This is a genomic window from Halobaculum magnesiiphilum (assembly GCF_019823105.1).
GTDB classification, from domain to species: domain Archaea; phylum Halobacteriota; class Halobacteria; order Halobacteriales; family Haloferacaceae; genus Halobaculum; species Halobaculum magnesiiphilum.
Genome location: NZ_CP081958.1, coordinates 904,783 through 919,452, shown reverse-complemented (window position 1 = coordinate 919,452; position 14,670 = coordinate 904,783). Strand labels below are relative to the sequence as shown.

Sequence of the window (14,670 nt, the reverse complement as noted above, 5' to 3'; positions counted from 1 at the left end):
CACCGTAATGCACGGTATGCACGTTATACGCATAATGGCTTCGGTGGCGTGGGCCTGTGGGCTGAGCGACGAACGTGTTTGAAAACTGTGCGGCGTTGACGAGACGCGAAGCGTCTCGTCCGCGCACAAGAGCGCAGCTCTTGTGAACGCTGTATCCCCTCCCTGCTCGCACCTTCCCTTCAGTCGGCGCTCGCTGAGGAAGGGGGCTTAGCGCCTACTTTCAGCTAACTGGCGTTCGAGTCGAGTTCCCGATCGCGGTCGTCGTCGGTGTCTCCGTCCCGGTCGTCGTCGCGGTCGGCCGTCCGCCGATCAGTGGCCGGCCGCCCGCGCTCGGTCGTGCTCCGCAGGCGGTCCAATTCGGCGTCGATGTCGTCGTCGTCATCGAACGGCCCGTTCGCCTCGTCGGCGCACGCCGAACAGTAGACGTTCTCCCCCGACTCCTCGGTCCACAGCGGCAGCCCAGCGAGGTAGAACCGTTCGGCGTAGCGGCGGTGTTCCCCGCGGAACACCCGTCGACCGCAGGCCGAACAGGGTTCCGGGGGGTTGCGAACGCGCTCGCGGTCGACGGCGCGTTCCGTGCCGAAGGTCCGGACCGACCTCACGCCGTCGCGGGCGACGCGCGGGAGCGTCGCCGTCGCGAGCGCGATCAGGAGGAACACCAGCGCGCCGACCGCGAGCGCGACCGCCGAGACGTTCGCGATCAGGCCGGCCCCGACCCACACCGCCGCCGCGAACGCCGCGACGAGGCCGAGCCCGACGCCGGCGACGGTCGGGAGGTCCATCCCCGACCCTCGGTCGCCGCCGCGCAGGCGCTCGGTGCCGTCGGCGTACACCTCCCGGCGGGGGGCTCCCGAGGTGTACTTGTAGAACGCGTACAGGACGTTCCCGAAGCCGCCGGTGAGGAGGAACAGGAGCAGGTGGATCGGCACCCGGCCCACGCCGCGCTTGCGGAGGACGACGCGCTCGCCGTCGTCGGAGAGCGTCTCCCACCCCTCGGCGTGCAGGTCGGCGACGCGGCGGCGGAGCCACGCGCGGTCCTCCGCGCTGGGCGACCCGTGCCCACGGCCCGAGCCTCGCTCGGGGCCGTCGCGATCGGTCGAACCCACGGGGCGGCCACAGCCCGAACAGAACCGGTCCTCGGGGTCGATCCGGGTTCCGCAGGCCTCGCAGGTGTGGGACCCGCCGGCCGCAGTCGATCGGGAGGGCATCGCCGGAATGTCACTCGCCGGAGGGGAAGTAGCTTGCGTGCAGTGTCGATGCGAGGTGGCTTCACCGCGGCGTCGTCGCCCGGTGCTGCGGGCTCACGCCCCCGAGCCGACTCGATTCGACCCGACCCGATCCGCGATCCGTTACTCCGCCGACTCGTCGAGCGCGACGGGGATCGATCGCTTCGCCACCTCGCTCGCGAACGTCGCGGAGTCGGCCTCGAGGAACGCCTGCGTGTTGTAGTGGATCGGGACGACGAGATCGGGGTCCATCCGCCCGGCGAGGTCGGCCGCCTCGGGGGCGCTCATGCAGACGGACCCGGAGATGTTCGCGAGAAACAGCGAGGCGTCTATCTCGGCGAAGGCGTCGAGCGCGTCGGAGTCGCCGGGCCAGAACACGGAGGTGCCGTTCGCGCCGACGGTGAACCGATAGCCGACGCCGAGGCCGCGGGGGTGCGTGACGGAGCCGTCGGCGTCGGCGTGCGGGCCGTCGGGCTCGTTGTACGCCGGCACCGACCACACGTCGCCGACGCCGTCGACGGCGACGTGATCCTCCTCGCCGATCCGGACGACCTCGAACGGGAGGTCGTCGACGGGCTTCACGTCGCGGTCGATGTTCGCGGCGTCGACGCCCTCGTACACGACGACGGTGGCGTCGTCGGCGGCGACGCGCTCGATCCCCTCGGAGTCGTAGTGGTGGTCGTGAGTGACGAGCACGAGGTCCGCGTCCATCGGTCGGTGGTCGGTCGCGCGCGGGTGCGCGGCCTCCTTCGGGTTGCCGCCGCCGGGGGGCGTCCACTCCCCCGAGAGCACGCCGTAGCGTCCGGGGTCGGTGTACGCGACCGTGCCGTCCTCGCTCTCGACGCGCGCGGTGGCGTAGCCGTACCACGTGACCCGCAGGTCGTCGTGTCTGACGGTCATGGACGGCGGTCGGGGCGGGGGACGCCTATAGGTACCGTTCCCCGAGCGGGCCCGCCGAGAAGCCGAGCGTGAACACGAACAGGACGAACGTGAGCGCGCCGAGGCGCAGCGTCGTCGTCGAGGCGGCGTCGCCGGCGGCGACGACGAGCGTGGCGAAAAGCGCCGCGAGCGTGGCGACGGCGAGCAACGCCTGCAGCGGGTACTCGCGGAGGAGACGGCGTGTGTCCATGTCCGGGCGCACGACCGCCCCCGAGTAGTGTCTTGTCACTCGGCGCCGTCCGCGAGCCGGCGCAGGCGCGCGAGCGAGTCGGCGTCCGCGGGCGCCTTGTCCTCGCGAACCGCGACGAACCGAGGGAACCGGAGGGCGTACCCCGAGTCGTAGGTCGGCGAGCGCTGGATCTCCTCGTAGCCGACCTCGAACACGGCCTCGGGCGCGAACGTGACGCGCTGGCCGGCCTCCGAGCGCACGTACGGCTCCAGCAGGTCGGTGAGGTCGGCCAGCTCCTCGTCGGTGATGCCGGTCGCGACCTTCCCGACGGTGGCGTACGCTCCCTCCCCGTCGTTTGTGTCGTCGTCGGCTCCCTCCGTACAGACGCTCACCTCGAAGGTGCCGAACAGCTCCGCCCGGCGCCCCTCGCCCCACTCGGCGCCGGTGACGACGAGATCCAGCGTCTCCACGTCGGGTTTGCGCTTGAGCCACTCCTTCCCGCGGTTCCCGGGGTCGTACGTCGACTCCGGGCGCTTGAGCATCACGCCCTCGTGGCCCGCCGCCAGCGCCTCGGTCTCGAACGCCTCGATCTCGTCGGCGTCGTCGGAGACCAGCAGCTCGGAGACGCCCTCGTCGAGCACCTCGTGAAGCCGGTCGTGGCGCTCGACGAGCGGGGCGTCGAGCAGGTCGTCGCCGCCGGCGTGCAGGCAGTCGAACGCGCGGAGCTCGACGCGCACCTCCTCGCGCATCCGGTCCACGTCGTGCTTGCGCCGGAAGCGACGGAGGATCTCCTGAAACGGCAGCGGCTCGCCGCCGTCGTCGACGGCGACGGCCTCACCGTCGAGGATCGCCGGGGCCGTCGCGTGTTCGCGGACGTGTTCGACAAGCTCCGGGAGGGCGGCGGTCACGTCCTCCATGTTGCGCGAGTAGATCGAGACGGGGTCGTCCTCGGAGGGTGCAGACCGGTCGGTCCCGTCGGCATCGCCGGCCGCGGCGCCGGCGTCCGCGGACCGATCGGCCCCCTCCTCGTAATGGATCTGCACGCGTGCGCCGTCGTACTTCGTCTCGACGACCGCCTCCTCCCACGACTCCAGCGCGTCGGCGACGGTGCCCGACTGCGCGAGCATCGAGCGGACCGGTCGCCCGACCGACAGCGACACCTCCCGCAGCCCGGCCTCGCCCTCGTCGCGGGCGATCCGGGCGACGCGCCCGTGGTCGTTCGTCACCTGCAGCGCGCGCTCGACGAGCGCGACCAGCTCCTCGGTGCGGTCGTCCTCGTCGCGCTCCTCCGTCGGCGTCGTCACCGACGCGCCGAGGAACGCCTCGGCGGTGGCGTCCCGGAGCGTGCCCGAGCCGACGCCGATCCGCATCTCCCCGAGGACGAGTCGCGCGAGGATCTTCGCCTCGACCGGGCTCGCGCGCGTGAACAGGCCGAACAGCGTGTCCTCGCGGAACGACTCGCTGCCGTCGCCGGTCGCCTCCGCGACGGCGACCAGCTCGTCGTACACCTCGCGGACGGTCAGACCGTTCCCGTTCCCGTTCCCCGCGCCGTCGGCGTCGTCGCCAGCGCCGGCACCGTCGCCGCCGGCGAAGGCGGCGAGGCCGGTCTGGCCGCCCAGTTCGAGGTCGGCGGCGACGGCGCCGATCTCGCCGGTTTCGGCGAGGCGCGCCTCGATGTCGTCGGCGGTGACGTTCGCGCCAGCGGCGCGCGCCAGCGCCGCGTGACACAGCGCCGGGCCGACCGAGAGCGTCCGGCCGTCCCAGCCGGGGAACACGGCCCCGCGGAGGAACCGCGCGACGACCGGGAGGTCGTCGCTCCCGGACGCCGCGTCGCCCTCGGCGGCCGCCAGCGTCTCGGCGACGAGCGCGACGGTCGCGAGGTCGCCGGGCTCGGCGGCCATCGACTCGGCGCGCTCGGCGAACGTTGCGAAGTCCATGCCGGCCCGAAGTCGGGCGGCGAGAATAACTCCGACGACTCGCGCTCGCGGGTGCGGGAGGGGATGCAGGAGCTGGTTCGGGAGCGGGCAACCTCGCCCCCGAGGATCGCCCCGCGACGTTCCCTCAGGACAGCTCGCCGGGCGTCGATTCGAGATCCGCCGCGGTCGGATCGGCGGCGTCCCGTCGGATCGAGAGCTGCTCGTCGAGCCAAAGTTCCTGTCGCTCTCGGCCGCCGATCCCGGCCAGCGGCTCGACCGTCTCCGCGCCGGCGGCGGCGATCCGGCTGAGCAGCCCGCCGCGTTCCTTCAGCGCGTCGCGCATCGGCCGGTCGGCGAACACGATCACGCGCTCGTACTCGTGTTTGCGGACGTGGGAGGCGACATCGCTCACCACCTCCATCGACCACCGCGCCTGCGCGGCCGGCTCCAGCTCGGTGAACTCCCGGTCGACGCCCTCGACCTCCTCGTCGGGGTCGATCACGCCGTGGCGCTCCGAGAGGACGACCCACTCGTCGCAGACGAGCTCGGCGAGCTCGGCCTTCTTGGTGAAGAAGGCCGTCGCGTAGCGATCGACTGCGGTCCCCCGCCCCCGGAACGGACAGGCGCCGGCCTGCACGAGCCCCAACGTCTCCATACGCGACGATCCGGGGGTTCATTTATAAATCTTGGTTCTCGATTACGATAGCAACGAACGGGCTCCCTCGACGGGTTGAAGGACGCCGCGAGTGCATCGGGGACCATGACCGACGCCGACGGGGATCTCGCAGCCAGGGTCCGGAGCGTGTTGGATACCGACCCCGAGGAGTTCCGACGACGGGCGGAGGCGGACGCGGAGACGGTGAAGGCGGAGCTTCGCGACGGGACCTTCGACAACCACCAGTCGATCATCGGGCTGGAGTACGAGTTCTACGCGGTTTCGGAAGGTCGCTGGCGGGAGGGGAGCGACGGCGACGCCGCCGGCGACGCCCACGCGGACGAAGCGATCGCGGCCGACGTGAACGCGCCCCGTCTCAGCAGGGTTCCGCGCCGCCTGTTGGAGCTCATCGGCTTCGAGAAGGAGCTGGGGCTGCACAACGCCGAGATGACGACGAGCCCGCAGCCGCTCAACGCCGCCGGCGTGCGCGCGCAGTCGGCGGAGGTCCGCGCCCGCCTCGAGGCGGCCGAGGAGACGACCGGCGCCGAGGGGATGCGCCTCGTCTCGGACGCGATGTGGACCGTCCCGCCGGTCGGCGAGACCGCCCGCGAGTACCTCGCCGACTCCGTCGAGGACGACGGCGTTCGCATCGCGACCAACATGAGCGACGCCGTGCGCTATCACGCGATGGCGAACGGCCCCGGGGCGGAGTCGTTCTCGATCGACGCCCCTCACGTGGACCTGACGGCGGACACGGTGATGCCCGAGAGCCTCATCACGTCGATCCAACCGCACTACCAGGTCGCGAGCGCGGAGGACATCCCCCGCTATCACACCCTCGCACTCCGGGTCGCCGGGCCGCTGCTCGCGCTCGGCGTCAACGCCCCGTTCTTCCCGGCGGACCTGTACGCCGCCGACGCGACCGCCGAGGACGTCCTCGCCGACGGCTGGCACGAGAACCGGGTCGCCGTCTTCGAGTCCGTCCTCAACGAGGAGGGCGCCGAGAAGGTGACGTTCCCCGAGGACCTCGACTCCGTCGAGGAGGCGGTCGACCGCGTCGCCGCCGACCCGACGATCGTTCCGATGCCCGTCGGGGAGGGCAACCGCTTCGACGACGCGTTCGCGACGCTGCGCCGCAAACACGGCACCTACTGGCGGTGGGTGCGTCCGGTGTTCGAGGGCGCGACCCGCTCGGCGGCGAACGCGCGCATCGAGTTCCGCCCGATCCCCGCACAGCCGACCGTCGGCGACTCGATCGCCTTCCTCGCGGCGTTCGCGGGCCTGATGGAGAGCCTGCCGCGTCGGCGCCACCCCGTGTACGACCTCGACTGGGAGACGGCCCGCGACAACTTCTATGCGGCCGTCCACGACGGCATCGGCGCCGACCTCTCGTGGGTCACGACCGACGGCGTCGAGACGACCGACGCCGACGCGATCTTCGACGACCTGCTGTCGCACGCCGAGGCCGGACTGGAGGACGTCGGCCTCTCCGAGACGGAGGCGAAGTCGTACCTCGAACCGCTGCGCTGGCGTGCCGGGACCGGCGTCACGCCTGCCGCGTGGAAGCGCAGCCGGGTCCGCGACCGACTCGACGACGGCGCCGACCTCGGCGACGCGATCCCCGCGATGCAGCGGGCGTACGTGGAGCGACAGCGCGAGACGCTGTTCGACGGCACGTTCGCGGACTGGTTCGACCAATAACGCCGCCGACGGCGAGCCGTCGCGACTCCGTGCCGGCCTCGGGCAACAGCCGCGTCAAAAGCCGATGTGTGAGGTGGAACTCGGCCCGTCGTCGTCGTCGCGCGCCCCCTCGTGGCGGTAGGTGTAGTCCTCGTCCGCGAGGTACACCGCGCCGTCGTCGACGGCGATCTCGACGGCCGTCAGCGACGTTCCCGCGGCCTCGCCGTTGTCGCAGTCGCCCGAGCAGGTATCGAACATGGAGCCGTGTTTCGGACAGATCACTTCCCCGTCGCGCATCGCCGCGCCCCGGCCGCGGTCGAGGCGCTGGTACTCGTGGGGACAGACGTTCACCCACGCGCGGACGCCGGGGTCCTCGCGACAGCGGACCAGGATCACCTCCCGATCGGTGCCGTGGGGGTCGCTGACGGTGAACAGGTGCGAGCCGCGCTCGGGTACCTCGTCGATCGACGTGATCCGCTCGCCGGGGGCCATCGGCGTCGCGTTCGCCGTCCGGGTGCAAAAACGTCGGTGTCCCGCGGATCCGGGACCGAAGAACCGGGCGTCGGAACCGTGAGAACGAACCGCGCAGTCAGGCCGTGAGCTCGTCGATGTCCTTGTGCTTCGTGACGTCGACGCCCTCGTCGGTCACGACGCACATGTTGATCCCGTTGCCGGAGGCGGTGTCGCGCTCGACGGCCGACTTGATCGCGCGGGCGGCGACGCGCTTCGCCTCCTCGATGGACATGCCCTCGTCGTACTCCTGTTCGAGCACGCCCAGCGCGAACTGCGAGCCGGAGCCGGTGACGGTGTACTCCTCCTCGGTCATGCCGCCGGCCGCGTCGATGGAGTAGATGTGTGTACCCTCGTCGTCGACGCCGCCGAGGATCGGCTGGACGATGAAGAACGCCCCCGAGCGGAGGAGGTTCCCGGTGAGCGTCGACAGCGCCTGCATGCTCATGTCCTTGCCGCGGCGGGTCTCATAGAGGTTCGTCTCGGCCTTCAGCGTCTGGATGAGGTTCTGCGCCGCCGAGACCGACCCAGCGATGGTGAGCGCGCCCGTCGGGTGGATCTGTTCGACCTTCTGGACGTCCTTCGAGGAGACCATCCGGCCCAGCGAGGCGCGCATGTCGGTCGCGAGCACGACGCCCTCTTCGGTCCGCAGGCCGACGGTCGTCGTCCCGGTCTTCATCTCGCCTTCGCCGGTCGCCTGGGCGCGACGCTCGTCGGCGTTGGGGAACTCCCCGAGTTCCGGTCCGAACACGGTTTCGTCGCCGCCGATGGCGTCGAGGTCCGCGAGGTCACTAGATGGTCGCATTGACGCGTGGTTGGGCAGCGCCGCTGATAAATGCACCCTTTGAGGAACCCGATCGGCGGCGACGCCATCGCTCGGTCCCCGGGCCTCGTCGCCATCGCGGGTGGTGATAGCACCGCCGCTCGGAGACGAGAGAATCCGAGAATCCGTCGTCGTCGGCCGTCGGAGACGGCCGTCGGAGCCGCGCCCGTTACTCGCCCCCGTTCGTCGACTCGCCGGTCGCGTCGACGACGGCCTCGTAGGTCTCGCGAATGCGGGAGACTGCGGCTCCCATGGGGAGGCGCACCCCGGCCTTGCGAGTGAGCAGGACCAGCGGGAACGCACAGATCCCCGCGAGCACGGTCAGGTGGTGGATCGCGTGAACGCCAGCGCGGCGGGCGGCTCGGACGGCGTGGGTCATACCGGTATCACCTCGTGGAGCCGTGCCCACTGATAAACGTGTCGGCTCGCCTGATACCGACGATCACAACGCAGTCTTGCGATTCGCCCGTTTGTCGCGGGATCGAGGATCGCCGTCCGGTTCCTGCCGCTGAGAGTCGGACCTTTCGACGGATTGACGCGCGGGTTCGTCATAACTTATGGCGAACCAGCGGGTTCGGTGCGCGTTCCCATCGCGCCGCCCGCGAGCGCGCTGAGCGCGCGCGAGTGCCAACTTTGAACCGGATCTGGTGGCTACCGACAGGGTACAATGAGACAGCGTCGGTCGACGACGACACGCGCGAACGGAACCAACGGGTTATTGTCCGCAGGCCGGGGAGGTGTGCTGTGAGCAACTATCTCGTCGCGTTAGAGGCGGCCTGGTTGGTGCGGGACGTGGAGGCGATCGACGACGCGATCGGCGTGGCGGTCAGCGAGGCGGGCCGGCGTCTCAACGAGGCGAACAAGGAGTTCGTCGACGTGGAGGTCGGCGCGACGCCGTGTCCCGCCTGCGGGGAGCCGTTCGACTCGGCGTTCATCGCCGCCTCGACCGCGCTCGTCGGACTGATGCTGGAGATCGAGGTGTTCAACGCCGACAGCGAGGAGCACGCCACCCGCATCGCCAAAAGCGAGATCGGCGGCGCCCTGCGCGACGTCCCCCTCGACGTGCTCGACGTGATCGAGACGGAAGCCGACGACGAGGACGAGTAGGTCTCGACCGTCCGCGGTGCGGTCCGCGGCGACCGAACGCTTTTTAATAACCTCGGGTAATTATGCGGGTATGGAACTCCCCACGCCGCAGGACCTGCGCGAGCGGCGGACGTCGCTCGATCTGACCCAGAGCGCGCTCGCCGAGCGAGCGGACGTGTCGCAGCCGCTGATCGCCCGCATCGAGGGCGGGGACGTGGACCCTCGCCTGTCGACGCTCCGGCGCATCGTCGAGGCGCTCGACGAGGTCGAGGGCGGGGTCGTCCGCGCCCGCGACATCATGCACGAGTCGGTGATCAGCGTCGCGCCCGACCACTCCGTCCGCGAGGCCGTCGACCTGATGGAGGAGGAGGCGTACTCCCAGCTCCCGGTGATCCAGAACGGGACGCCCGTCGGGTCGATCTCCTTCTCGGACGTGAACCAGGCCGGCGAGGACGCCGCGGATCTCCCGGTCAGCGAGGTGATGTCGGAGTCGTTCCCGCCGGTGAGCCCGGACGCGACCGTCGACGAGATCCGGAACCTGCTGGAGCACTACAAGGCGGTCGTCGTCACCGACGGCGGCGACGCCGTCGGGATCATCACCGAGGCGGACCTGGCGGCGCAGTTGTCCTGAAGCGGCTTTGTTGGGTTCCGCCATCACTACCGGGACCAGTGCAGTAGTTCGGTAGAGACAGAGGATCTATTCAGCAAGACAATTTCAGGGATGTGCCGTTACAGCGTTCCGCGAATCCGATGGTTGGTCGCCCTACGACAGGTGGCGGCCACGGATCGCGTTCCGGTCGTCGGAAAATACTGTCTCATACGCGGCGAGGCCGACGAAGAGCACCGTGAGCGCAGCGAGCACGGCGATCGCAGTGACCTGTCCCGAGACAAAGATGAGTGCGAAGGCGAGGCCCGCCACTAGCAGCCGGGCGACGCTCACCGTCCCGTGGTCGTGGTACCGCCACGCGTTATGACCGAGCAAGTAGAGCGCACACCCCCCGCACAGTCCAACGGCAGCGACGAGTCCGAGTGGTTCGCCGACGTGTGCGAGCGTCTGTTCGATCCCGAGGGCGACGAAAATGATGCTCCCGACGATCGGGAGATGTAGGACGCTGTACGAATCGCGCGCCAGGCGTGTCTGTGCGTGGTCGCTCACGTCTGCGAGTTTCTGCCCGGCGGCGAGGATGATATAATCGAAGTACAGCCACCACAGCGAGACGGCGAGCACGAAGCCGAGGAGCACGGCAAGCACCACCATCGGCCCGCTGGTCAGGGCGTCCACCCCGACGGCGACACCGATTGCCACGATAGACTCACCGAGCGCGATGATCATGATGAGCTGGTACCGTTCGACAAAGTGCCCGACATCGACCGTGAACCCTTCGACACCGCGGACGAACACGATACCGTAATCGATTGCGAGGGCAGCGATCCAGAGGCCGCTCGCCAGCGGGCCAGTCACGAAACTGGCCGCCACGAGCAACGCCGGCCCGCCGAGGAAGCCGGGCGCAACCCGCACCACCGCCGCACGTGTTTCGGCTGGCGCGGTCCGGACGTACAAGAGGACGTGGAGGACGCGAACGACGAAGTATGCGACGCCGTACACGAGGGCCGTCTCACCGAATGCACCGGGAATCGAGAGTGCCACGACGACCATCGCGGCCATCGCGGTGAAGAGGAGCAGCCGCTCGACGACGTTCTCTTCGGCTGCTGCAGCACCCGTCAGCCACGTGTAACAGACCCACGCCCACCAGACTGCCGCGAGGATCGCCGCGCCGCGCGCGAGGCCCGCCCACGTGAGATGCGCGACGAGAAATCCCGTGACCTGGGTGAACGCGAACACGAACACGAGATCGAAGAAGAGCTCCACTGTTGAGGCGGCTTTGCCCTGCTCACTCACGTCGGTCGGGTCCGGGTCGAACGACGCCGACGAATCACTCGTACTCATACGTGTCTTCTGTAAACCTCGACGGGAGTGTTGCATAAAACCAGTCGGCGACCAACCGGCGTGCAGGCACGGGGGCGACAGCACTCCACTCACCGAAACACGACGCCTCTCTCCATACCGCTGAATCCGTCCGAGTTTCGTAACCGATACGCAGCGCGTAGCCAACGGCTGTTTCAGCGGTAGATGGCTCGAATAAGTGGAGACCAACGGAGCCCCTGAGCCCGGAATCAACCCGCGGCCCGGAGCCGCGACCGCTACAGCGAGTTCTTGATCTTCTCGAAGAAGCCCTCGCTCACGTCGATCTCCTCGCCGCCGGCCTCCGCGAACTCCTTGAGCGCCTCGCGCTGCTCGCTCGTGAGGTCGTCGGGCGTGACGACCTGCACCTGGACGTAGAGGTCACCGTTGCCGCGCCGACGCAGGCGGGGCATCCCCTTGCCCTTCAGACGGAACGTCTCGCCGCTCTGGGTGCCGGCGGGCACCTCGAACTCGACGCTGCCGTCGAGCGTCTCCAGCTGGATCGTGTCGCCGAAGACGGCCTGCGGGAACGAGACGGGCTCGGTGAGGTGGAGGTCGGCGCCGTCGCGCTCGAAGCGGTCGTCGCCCTCGACGCGCACCTCGATGAGCAGGTCGCCATCGCGGGCGCCGGGCTCCCCGGGGGCGCCCTCGCCGTCCATCCGGAGCGTCTGGCCGTCCTGAATGCCCGCGGGCACGTCCACCGTGAGGGTGGTCTCCTCGCGGGTGATCCCCGAGCCGTCACAGACGGCGCAGTCCTCGGAGTACAGCTCGCCCTCGCCCTCGCAGTTGGGACACGCGCCCCGCTGCTGGACGCGCCCGAGCGGCGTCTGCTGCACCTGGGTCACCTGCCCGCGGCCGTCACACTGCGGACACGTCCGCACGTCCGCGTCCTCCGGGTGACCCGAGCCGCCACACTCCTCACAGCGCGTCGGGCGCGCGACGGAGAACTGCTTCGTGATGCCGTCGTGGGCCTCCTGCAGTGTGATGTCCAGGTTCGTTCGGAGGTCCTTGCCCGGCCGCGGGCCGCCGCGGCCGCCGCCCCCGCCGCCGAAGAACTCCTCGAAGATGTCGCCGAGGCCGCCCATGCCGCCGCCGCCCATCCCGCCACCCATTCCGCCGCCGCCGAAGGGGCCGCCACCCATGCCCCCGCCGGCGCCGCCCGGGCCGCCGTCGAAGCCGCCGCGCTTCTCGGCCTGCTCGAACTGGTCGTGGCCCATTCGGTCGTACGCCTGCCGCTTCTCCTCGTCCGTGAGGACCTCCTTGGCCTTCTTGACCTTCTTGAACTTCTCCTCGGCGTCGGGCTCGTCGCTGACGTCGGGATGGTACTCGGTGGCCTTCTGGCGGTACGCCTGCTTGATCTCCTCCTCGGAGGCGTCCCGCGAGACCCCGAGCACGTCGTAGAAGTCCTCGCTCATTGGTTGTTCGTTGGTTGGTCGCTCGTGCTATTTCAATCGCGTGGCTCGCGGAGGGACTGATCGGGGCCGTGTTCGACCGATCCCGTTCGGATGTTTACCGAGTAGCGAGGACTGTCGCGCCGGAATTTATAGGAAATAATTTCTCCTTCCAGCCTGCTCTGTCGAAATCCCCGATCTGTGATCGATTTAATTGAGCGCGATTCACCATACTGCTCGTTCCTGCCGAGGCGTCAGCTCTCGGGTGCGTAGGCATTGGCCCAGTCGTAGAGGTCCTCGAAGATGGACGTCAGCGCGTGTGTCTTCTCCGTGGCGACGTACTCCACCCGCGGCGGCACCTCGTCGTAGGAGTGACGCTCGACGTACTCAGCCTCCGTAAGTTCAGCCAGCCGATTCGACAGCGTGGTCGAGGAGATGTCCAGCCGCGCCTCCAGATCCTTGAACCGGAGGCCTCCTTCGCTGAACGCGAACTCGTACATGATGGCGAGCGTGTACTTCTTGCCGAACAGTGAGAGTACGTCCCGGACGCCGCTCTCCGCCTGGAGGTCCTCCAGGCGCGCGCAGTCATCGTCTGGGCGCGACAGCCCCTCGACATCGGTGGACTCTACCATGGAATCGCTCTACTCTCTGGAGCAATAACACTTTTCTTAGTGGACTGATGGGATTTACTCCGGGAGACCGTAGTTACTCCAATACTCTATACTCAACAGCTTATAACTCCAGAGTATAGAGTTAGGGCTGCGATGAAACCGACGATTCACGAGACTGCGCTCGTTATGAGCGCCTCCGGCGGTATCGACACGGAACTACCGCCAACCTCCATTACGGGGGCGTCAGATGCGTAGCGACCGCATCCTCGTCTACGGCGCGTACGGCTACACCGGACGGCTCGTGACGGAACAGGCCGTCGCGGACGGTCTCGACCCCATCGTCGCCGGCCGATCCGCCGGGAAGGTCGAGTCGCTGGCGGCCGCCCACGGTCTCGACCACCGCGTTTTCGCAGTAGACGACCACAGTGTGGCTGCGGACGCGCTCGCTGACGTGGCGGTCGTCCTCAACTGCGCCGGACCGTTCGCCCGGACCAGCGACCCGCTGGTCGACGCCTGCATCCAGACGGGCACCCACTACCTCGACATCACGGGCGAAATCGAGGTGTTCGAGGCCATCGCCGCACGCGATACCGAGGCGGAGGCCGCCGGCGTGACGCTCCTACCGGGGGTCGGCTTCGACGTGGTGCCGACCGACAGCCTCGCCGCCCACTTGGCCGAGCGGCTCCCCGACGCGACCCATCTCGAACTCGGCTTCCAGGGCCTCGACGAACTCTCGCCCGGCACCGCCCACACCGCCATCGAATCGCTCGGTGACAGCGGGACGGTCCGCCGGGACGGCGAGCTGGTGGATGTGCCGGTCGCACACGATCTCCGGACCATCGACTTCGGTGACGGTCCGACGGCCGCCGCGACCATCCAGTGGGGCGATGTCTCTACGGCATACCACACGACCGGCATCCCGAACGTGATCGTCTACGCCGCCCAACCGGAGGCGACGATCCGGTTCGTGCGTCTGTCGAACCGGCTGGGGTGGCTGTTCGGGAGCAACCCTGTGCAGTCCGTACTGCACGGTCTCGTCGATCGGTTCGTCGACGGGCCGAGCGAGGCCGCTCGCCGCGAGGAGTCGATGTACGTCTGGGGACGGGCGACGAACGGTGAGGAATCGGTCGTTTCGCGGCTAGTGACGCCGGAGTCGTATCTGTTCACCAGCCACAGCGCGCCCCACCTGGCCGCCCGCGTCCGCGACGGCGAGGCTCCCGTCGGCTTCCAGACGCCTGCCAGTGCGTTCGGCCCTGATGTCGCATTCGATGTCAACGGCGTGGAGCGGACAGACGAGTGACGGCGACGGCGGGATATAAGCAACCCTACTTACTGGCTGTTTCACCACATATCGTCTCGAAGTAATAAGATTTCAACACCCCCTCTCGGTCCTATCCGCCCGTCCGTCGGCCTCTCCCTCCCCAGCCGACTCGCTCGGTCGCTATCGCTCCCTCGCTCGCCCCTACATCAGAGCTCGCTCTGATGCGCTCACACTCGCTTCGCTCGCGTGAACCTCGCACGCTTCCGGCCGACACGGCGGTCGGCCGGCGCGCGCCACCGCACGGGTGGAGCCGTCGCTTCCGGGCTCGAAGGTGGAGTCCGTCGGAAAACGGGGCGGCTACCGACTCGGAGGGGTACTCGTCGCTGTTCTCGTCCTCTTCATAACCCTCGCTTCGCTCCGTTTCTGAAACTACGAAGGAC

General features: G+C 69.0%; 15 protein-coding genes. 4 read left to right on the top strand and 11 right to left on the bottom strand.

Translation table 11 applies throughout. The features are described from left to right. Window positions 1–224: 224 nt before the first annotated feature. The 5 genes from K6T50_RS04660 to K6T50_RS04640 form a co-directional block, all read right to left on the bottom strand. Complete coding sequence (locus K6T50_RS04660) at window positions 225–1,208, bottom strand: zinc ribbon domain-containing protein (RefSeq protein WP_222608236.1); 984 nt, start codon at window positions 1,206–1,208, stop codon at window positions 225–227. 141 nt (window positions 1,209–1,349) lie between these two features. Next, window positions 1,350–2,126, bottom strand: coding sequence for an MBL fold metallo-hydrolase (locus K6T50_RS04655; RefSeq protein WP_222608235.1), 777 nt, complete (start codon window positions 2,124–2,126; stop codon window positions 1,350–1,352). A gap of 25 nt (window positions 2,127–2,151) precedes the next feature. After that, window positions 2,152–2,355 (bottom strand): hypothetical protein, encoded by a 204-nt coding sequence (locus K6T50_RS04650; protein WP_222608234.1) that lies wholly within the window; start codon window positions 2,353–2,355, stop codon window positions 2,152–2,154. 35 nt (window positions 2,356–2,390) lie between these two features. Further along, window positions 2,391–4,271: an ATP-dependent DNA ligase LigA gene (ligA, locus tag K6T50_RS04645; RefSeq protein ID WP_222608233.1), complete on the bottom strand. Its 1,881-nt coding sequence runs from the start codon at window positions 4,269–4,271 to the stop codon at window positions 2,391–2,393. Between the two features lie 124 nt (window positions 4,272–4,395). Next, window positions 4,396–4,905, bottom strand: coding sequence for a DUF6884 domain-containing protein (locus K6T50_RS04640; protein WP_222608232.1), 510 nt, complete (start codon window positions 4,903–4,905; stop codon window positions 4,396–4,398). Between the two features lie 105 nt (window positions 4,906–5,010). Here K6T50_RS04640 and K6T50_RS04635 point away from each other — a divergent pair, with 105 nt between their 5' ends. Beyond that, window positions 5,011–6,606 (top strand): glutamate-cysteine ligase family protein, encoded by a 1,596-nt coding sequence (locus K6T50_RS04635; protein ID WP_222608231.1) that lies wholly within the window; start codon window positions 5,011–5,013, stop codon window positions 6,604–6,606. 54 nt (window positions 6,607–6,660) lie between these two features. Here K6T50_RS04635 and K6T50_RS04630 read toward each other — a convergent pair whose 3' ends face one another. The 3 genes from K6T50_RS04630 to K6T50_RS04620 all read right to left on the bottom strand — a co-directional run bounded on the left by K6T50_RS04630 (window position 6,661) and on the right by K6T50_RS04620 (window position 8,297). Then, window positions 6,661–7,077: a Rieske (2Fe-2S) protein gene (locus tag K6T50_RS04630; RefSeq protein WP_222608230.1), complete on the bottom strand. Its 417-nt coding sequence runs from the start codon at window positions 7,075–7,077 to the stop codon at window positions 6,661–6,663. Window positions 7,078–7,174: 97 nt separating this feature from the next. Continuing rightward, entirely contained in the window at window positions 7,175–7,900 is a 726-nt protein-coding gene (gene psmB, locus K6T50_RS04625; protein ID WP_222608229.1) for an archaeal proteasome endopeptidase complex subunit beta, read from the bottom strand. 187 nt (window positions 7,901–8,087) lie between these two features. Beyond that, a complete protein-coding gene (locus K6T50_RS04620) occupies window positions 8,088–8,297 on the bottom strand; it encodes a hypothetical protein (protein ID WP_222608228.1) in 210 nt (69 codons plus the stop codon). Between the two features lie 365 nt (window positions 8,298–8,662). On the opposite strand from K6T50_RS04620, the gene K6T50_RS04615 reads away from it, so the two are divergent. Further along, window positions 8,663–9,025, top strand: a complete 363-nt coding sequence (locus K6T50_RS04615; RefSeq protein WP_222608227.1) for a DUF555 domain-containing protein — start codon at window positions 8,663–8,665, stop codon at window positions 9,023–9,025. A gap of 70 nt (window positions 9,026–9,095) precedes the next feature. Then, the gene (locus K6T50_RS04610; RefSeq protein WP_222608226.1) at window positions 9,096–9,635 is read left to right on the top strand and encodes a CBS domain-containing protein; all 540 of its coding nucleotides are present in this window, start codon (window positions 9,096–9,098) and stop codon (window positions 9,633–9,635) included. Window positions 9,636–9,767: 132 nt separating this feature from the next. On the opposite strand, the gene K6T50_RS04605 is transcribed toward K6T50_RS04610, so the two are convergent. The 3 genes from K6T50_RS04605 to K6T50_RS04595 form a co-directional block, all read right to left on the bottom strand. Next, the gene (locus tag K6T50_RS04605; RefSeq protein WP_222608225.1) at window positions 9,768–10,952 is read right to left on the bottom strand and encodes a low temperature requirement protein A; all 1,185 of its coding nucleotides are present in this window, start codon (window positions 10,950–10,952) and stop codon (window positions 9,768–9,770) included. A gap of 254 nt (window positions 10,953–11,206) precedes the next feature. Continuing rightward, a complete protein-coding gene (dnaJ, locus tag K6T50_RS04600; RefSeq protein WP_222608224.1) occupies window positions 11,207–12,382 on the bottom strand; it encodes a molecular chaperone DnaJ in 1,176 nt (391 codons plus the stop codon). Between the two features lie 230 nt (window positions 12,383–12,612). Then, on the bottom strand, window positions 12,613–12,990 hold the full coding sequence (locus K6T50_RS04595; protein WP_222608223.1) for a winged helix-turn-helix transcriptional regulator: 378 nt from the start codon (window positions 12,988–12,990) through the stop codon (window positions 12,613–12,615). A gap of 226 nt (window positions 12,991–13,216) precedes the next feature. Between K6T50_RS04595 and K6T50_RS04590 the strand changes: the two genes are divergently transcribed. Continuing rightward, complete coding sequence (locus tag K6T50_RS04590; protein WP_222608222.1) at window positions 13,217–14,269, top strand: saccharopine dehydrogenase family protein; 1,053 nt, start codon at window positions 13,217–13,219, stop codon at window positions 14,267–14,269. The last annotated feature ends 401 nt before the right edge of the window (window positions 14,270–14,670 follow it).

Excerpts from the sequence above, each read along its gene's own strand:
- K6T50_RS04660 (WP_222608236.1), bottom strand. The coding sequence starts at position 1,208 with ATGCCCTCCCGATCGACTGCGGCCGGCGGGTCCCACACCTGCGAGGCC.
- K6T50_RS04655 (WP_222608235.1), bottom strand. The coding sequence starts at position 2,126 with ATGACCGTCAGACACGACGACCTGCGGGTCACGTGGTACGGCTACGCC.
- K6T50_RS04650 (WP_222608234.1), bottom strand. The coding sequence starts at position 2,355 with ATGGACACACGCCGTCTCCTCCGCGAGTACCCGCTGCAGGCGTTGCTC.
- ligA (WP_222608233.1), bottom strand. The coding sequence starts at position 4,271 with ATGGACTTCGCAACGTTCGCCGAGCGCGCCGAGTCGATGGCCGCCGAG.
- K6T50_RS04640 (WP_222608232.1), bottom strand. The coding sequence starts at position 4,905 with ATGGAGACGTTGGGGCTCGTGCAGGCCGGCGCCTGTCCGTTCCGGGGG.
- K6T50_RS04635 (WP_222608231.1), top strand. The coding sequence starts at position 5,011 with ATGACCGACGCCGACGGGGATCTCGCAGCCAGGGTCCGGAGCGTGTTG.
- K6T50_RS04630 (WP_222608230.1), bottom strand. The coding sequence starts at position 7,077 with ATGGCCCCCGGCGAGCGGATCACGTCGATCGACGAGGTACCCGAGCGC.
- psmB (WP_222608229.1), bottom strand. The coding sequence starts at position 7,900 with ATGCGACCATCTAGTGACCTCGCGGACCTCGACGCCATCGGCGGCGAC.
- K6T50_RS04620 (WP_222608228.1), bottom strand. The coding sequence starts at position 8,297 with ATGACCCACGCCGTCCGAGCCGCCCGCCGCGCTGGCGTTCACGCGATC.
- K6T50_RS04610 (WP_222608226.1), top strand. The coding sequence starts at position 9,096 with ATGGAACTCCCCACGCCGCAGGACCTGCGCGAGCGGCGGACGTCGCTC.
- K6T50_RS04605 (WP_222608225.1), bottom strand. The coding sequence starts at position 10,952 with ATGAGTACGAGTGATTCGTCGGCGTCGTTCGACCCGGACCCGACCGAC.
- dnaJ (WP_222608224.1), bottom strand. The coding sequence starts at position 12,382 with ATGAGCGAGGACTTCTACGACGTGCTCGGGGTCTCGCGGGACGCCTCC.
- K6T50_RS04595 (WP_222608223.1), bottom strand. The coding sequence starts at position 12,990 with ATGGTAGAGTCCACCGATGTCGAGGGGCTGTCGCGCCCAGACGATGAC.
- K6T50_RS04590 (WP_222608222.1), top strand. The coding sequence starts at position 13,217 with ATGCGTAGCGACCGCATCCTCGTCTACGGCGCGTACGGCTACACCGGA.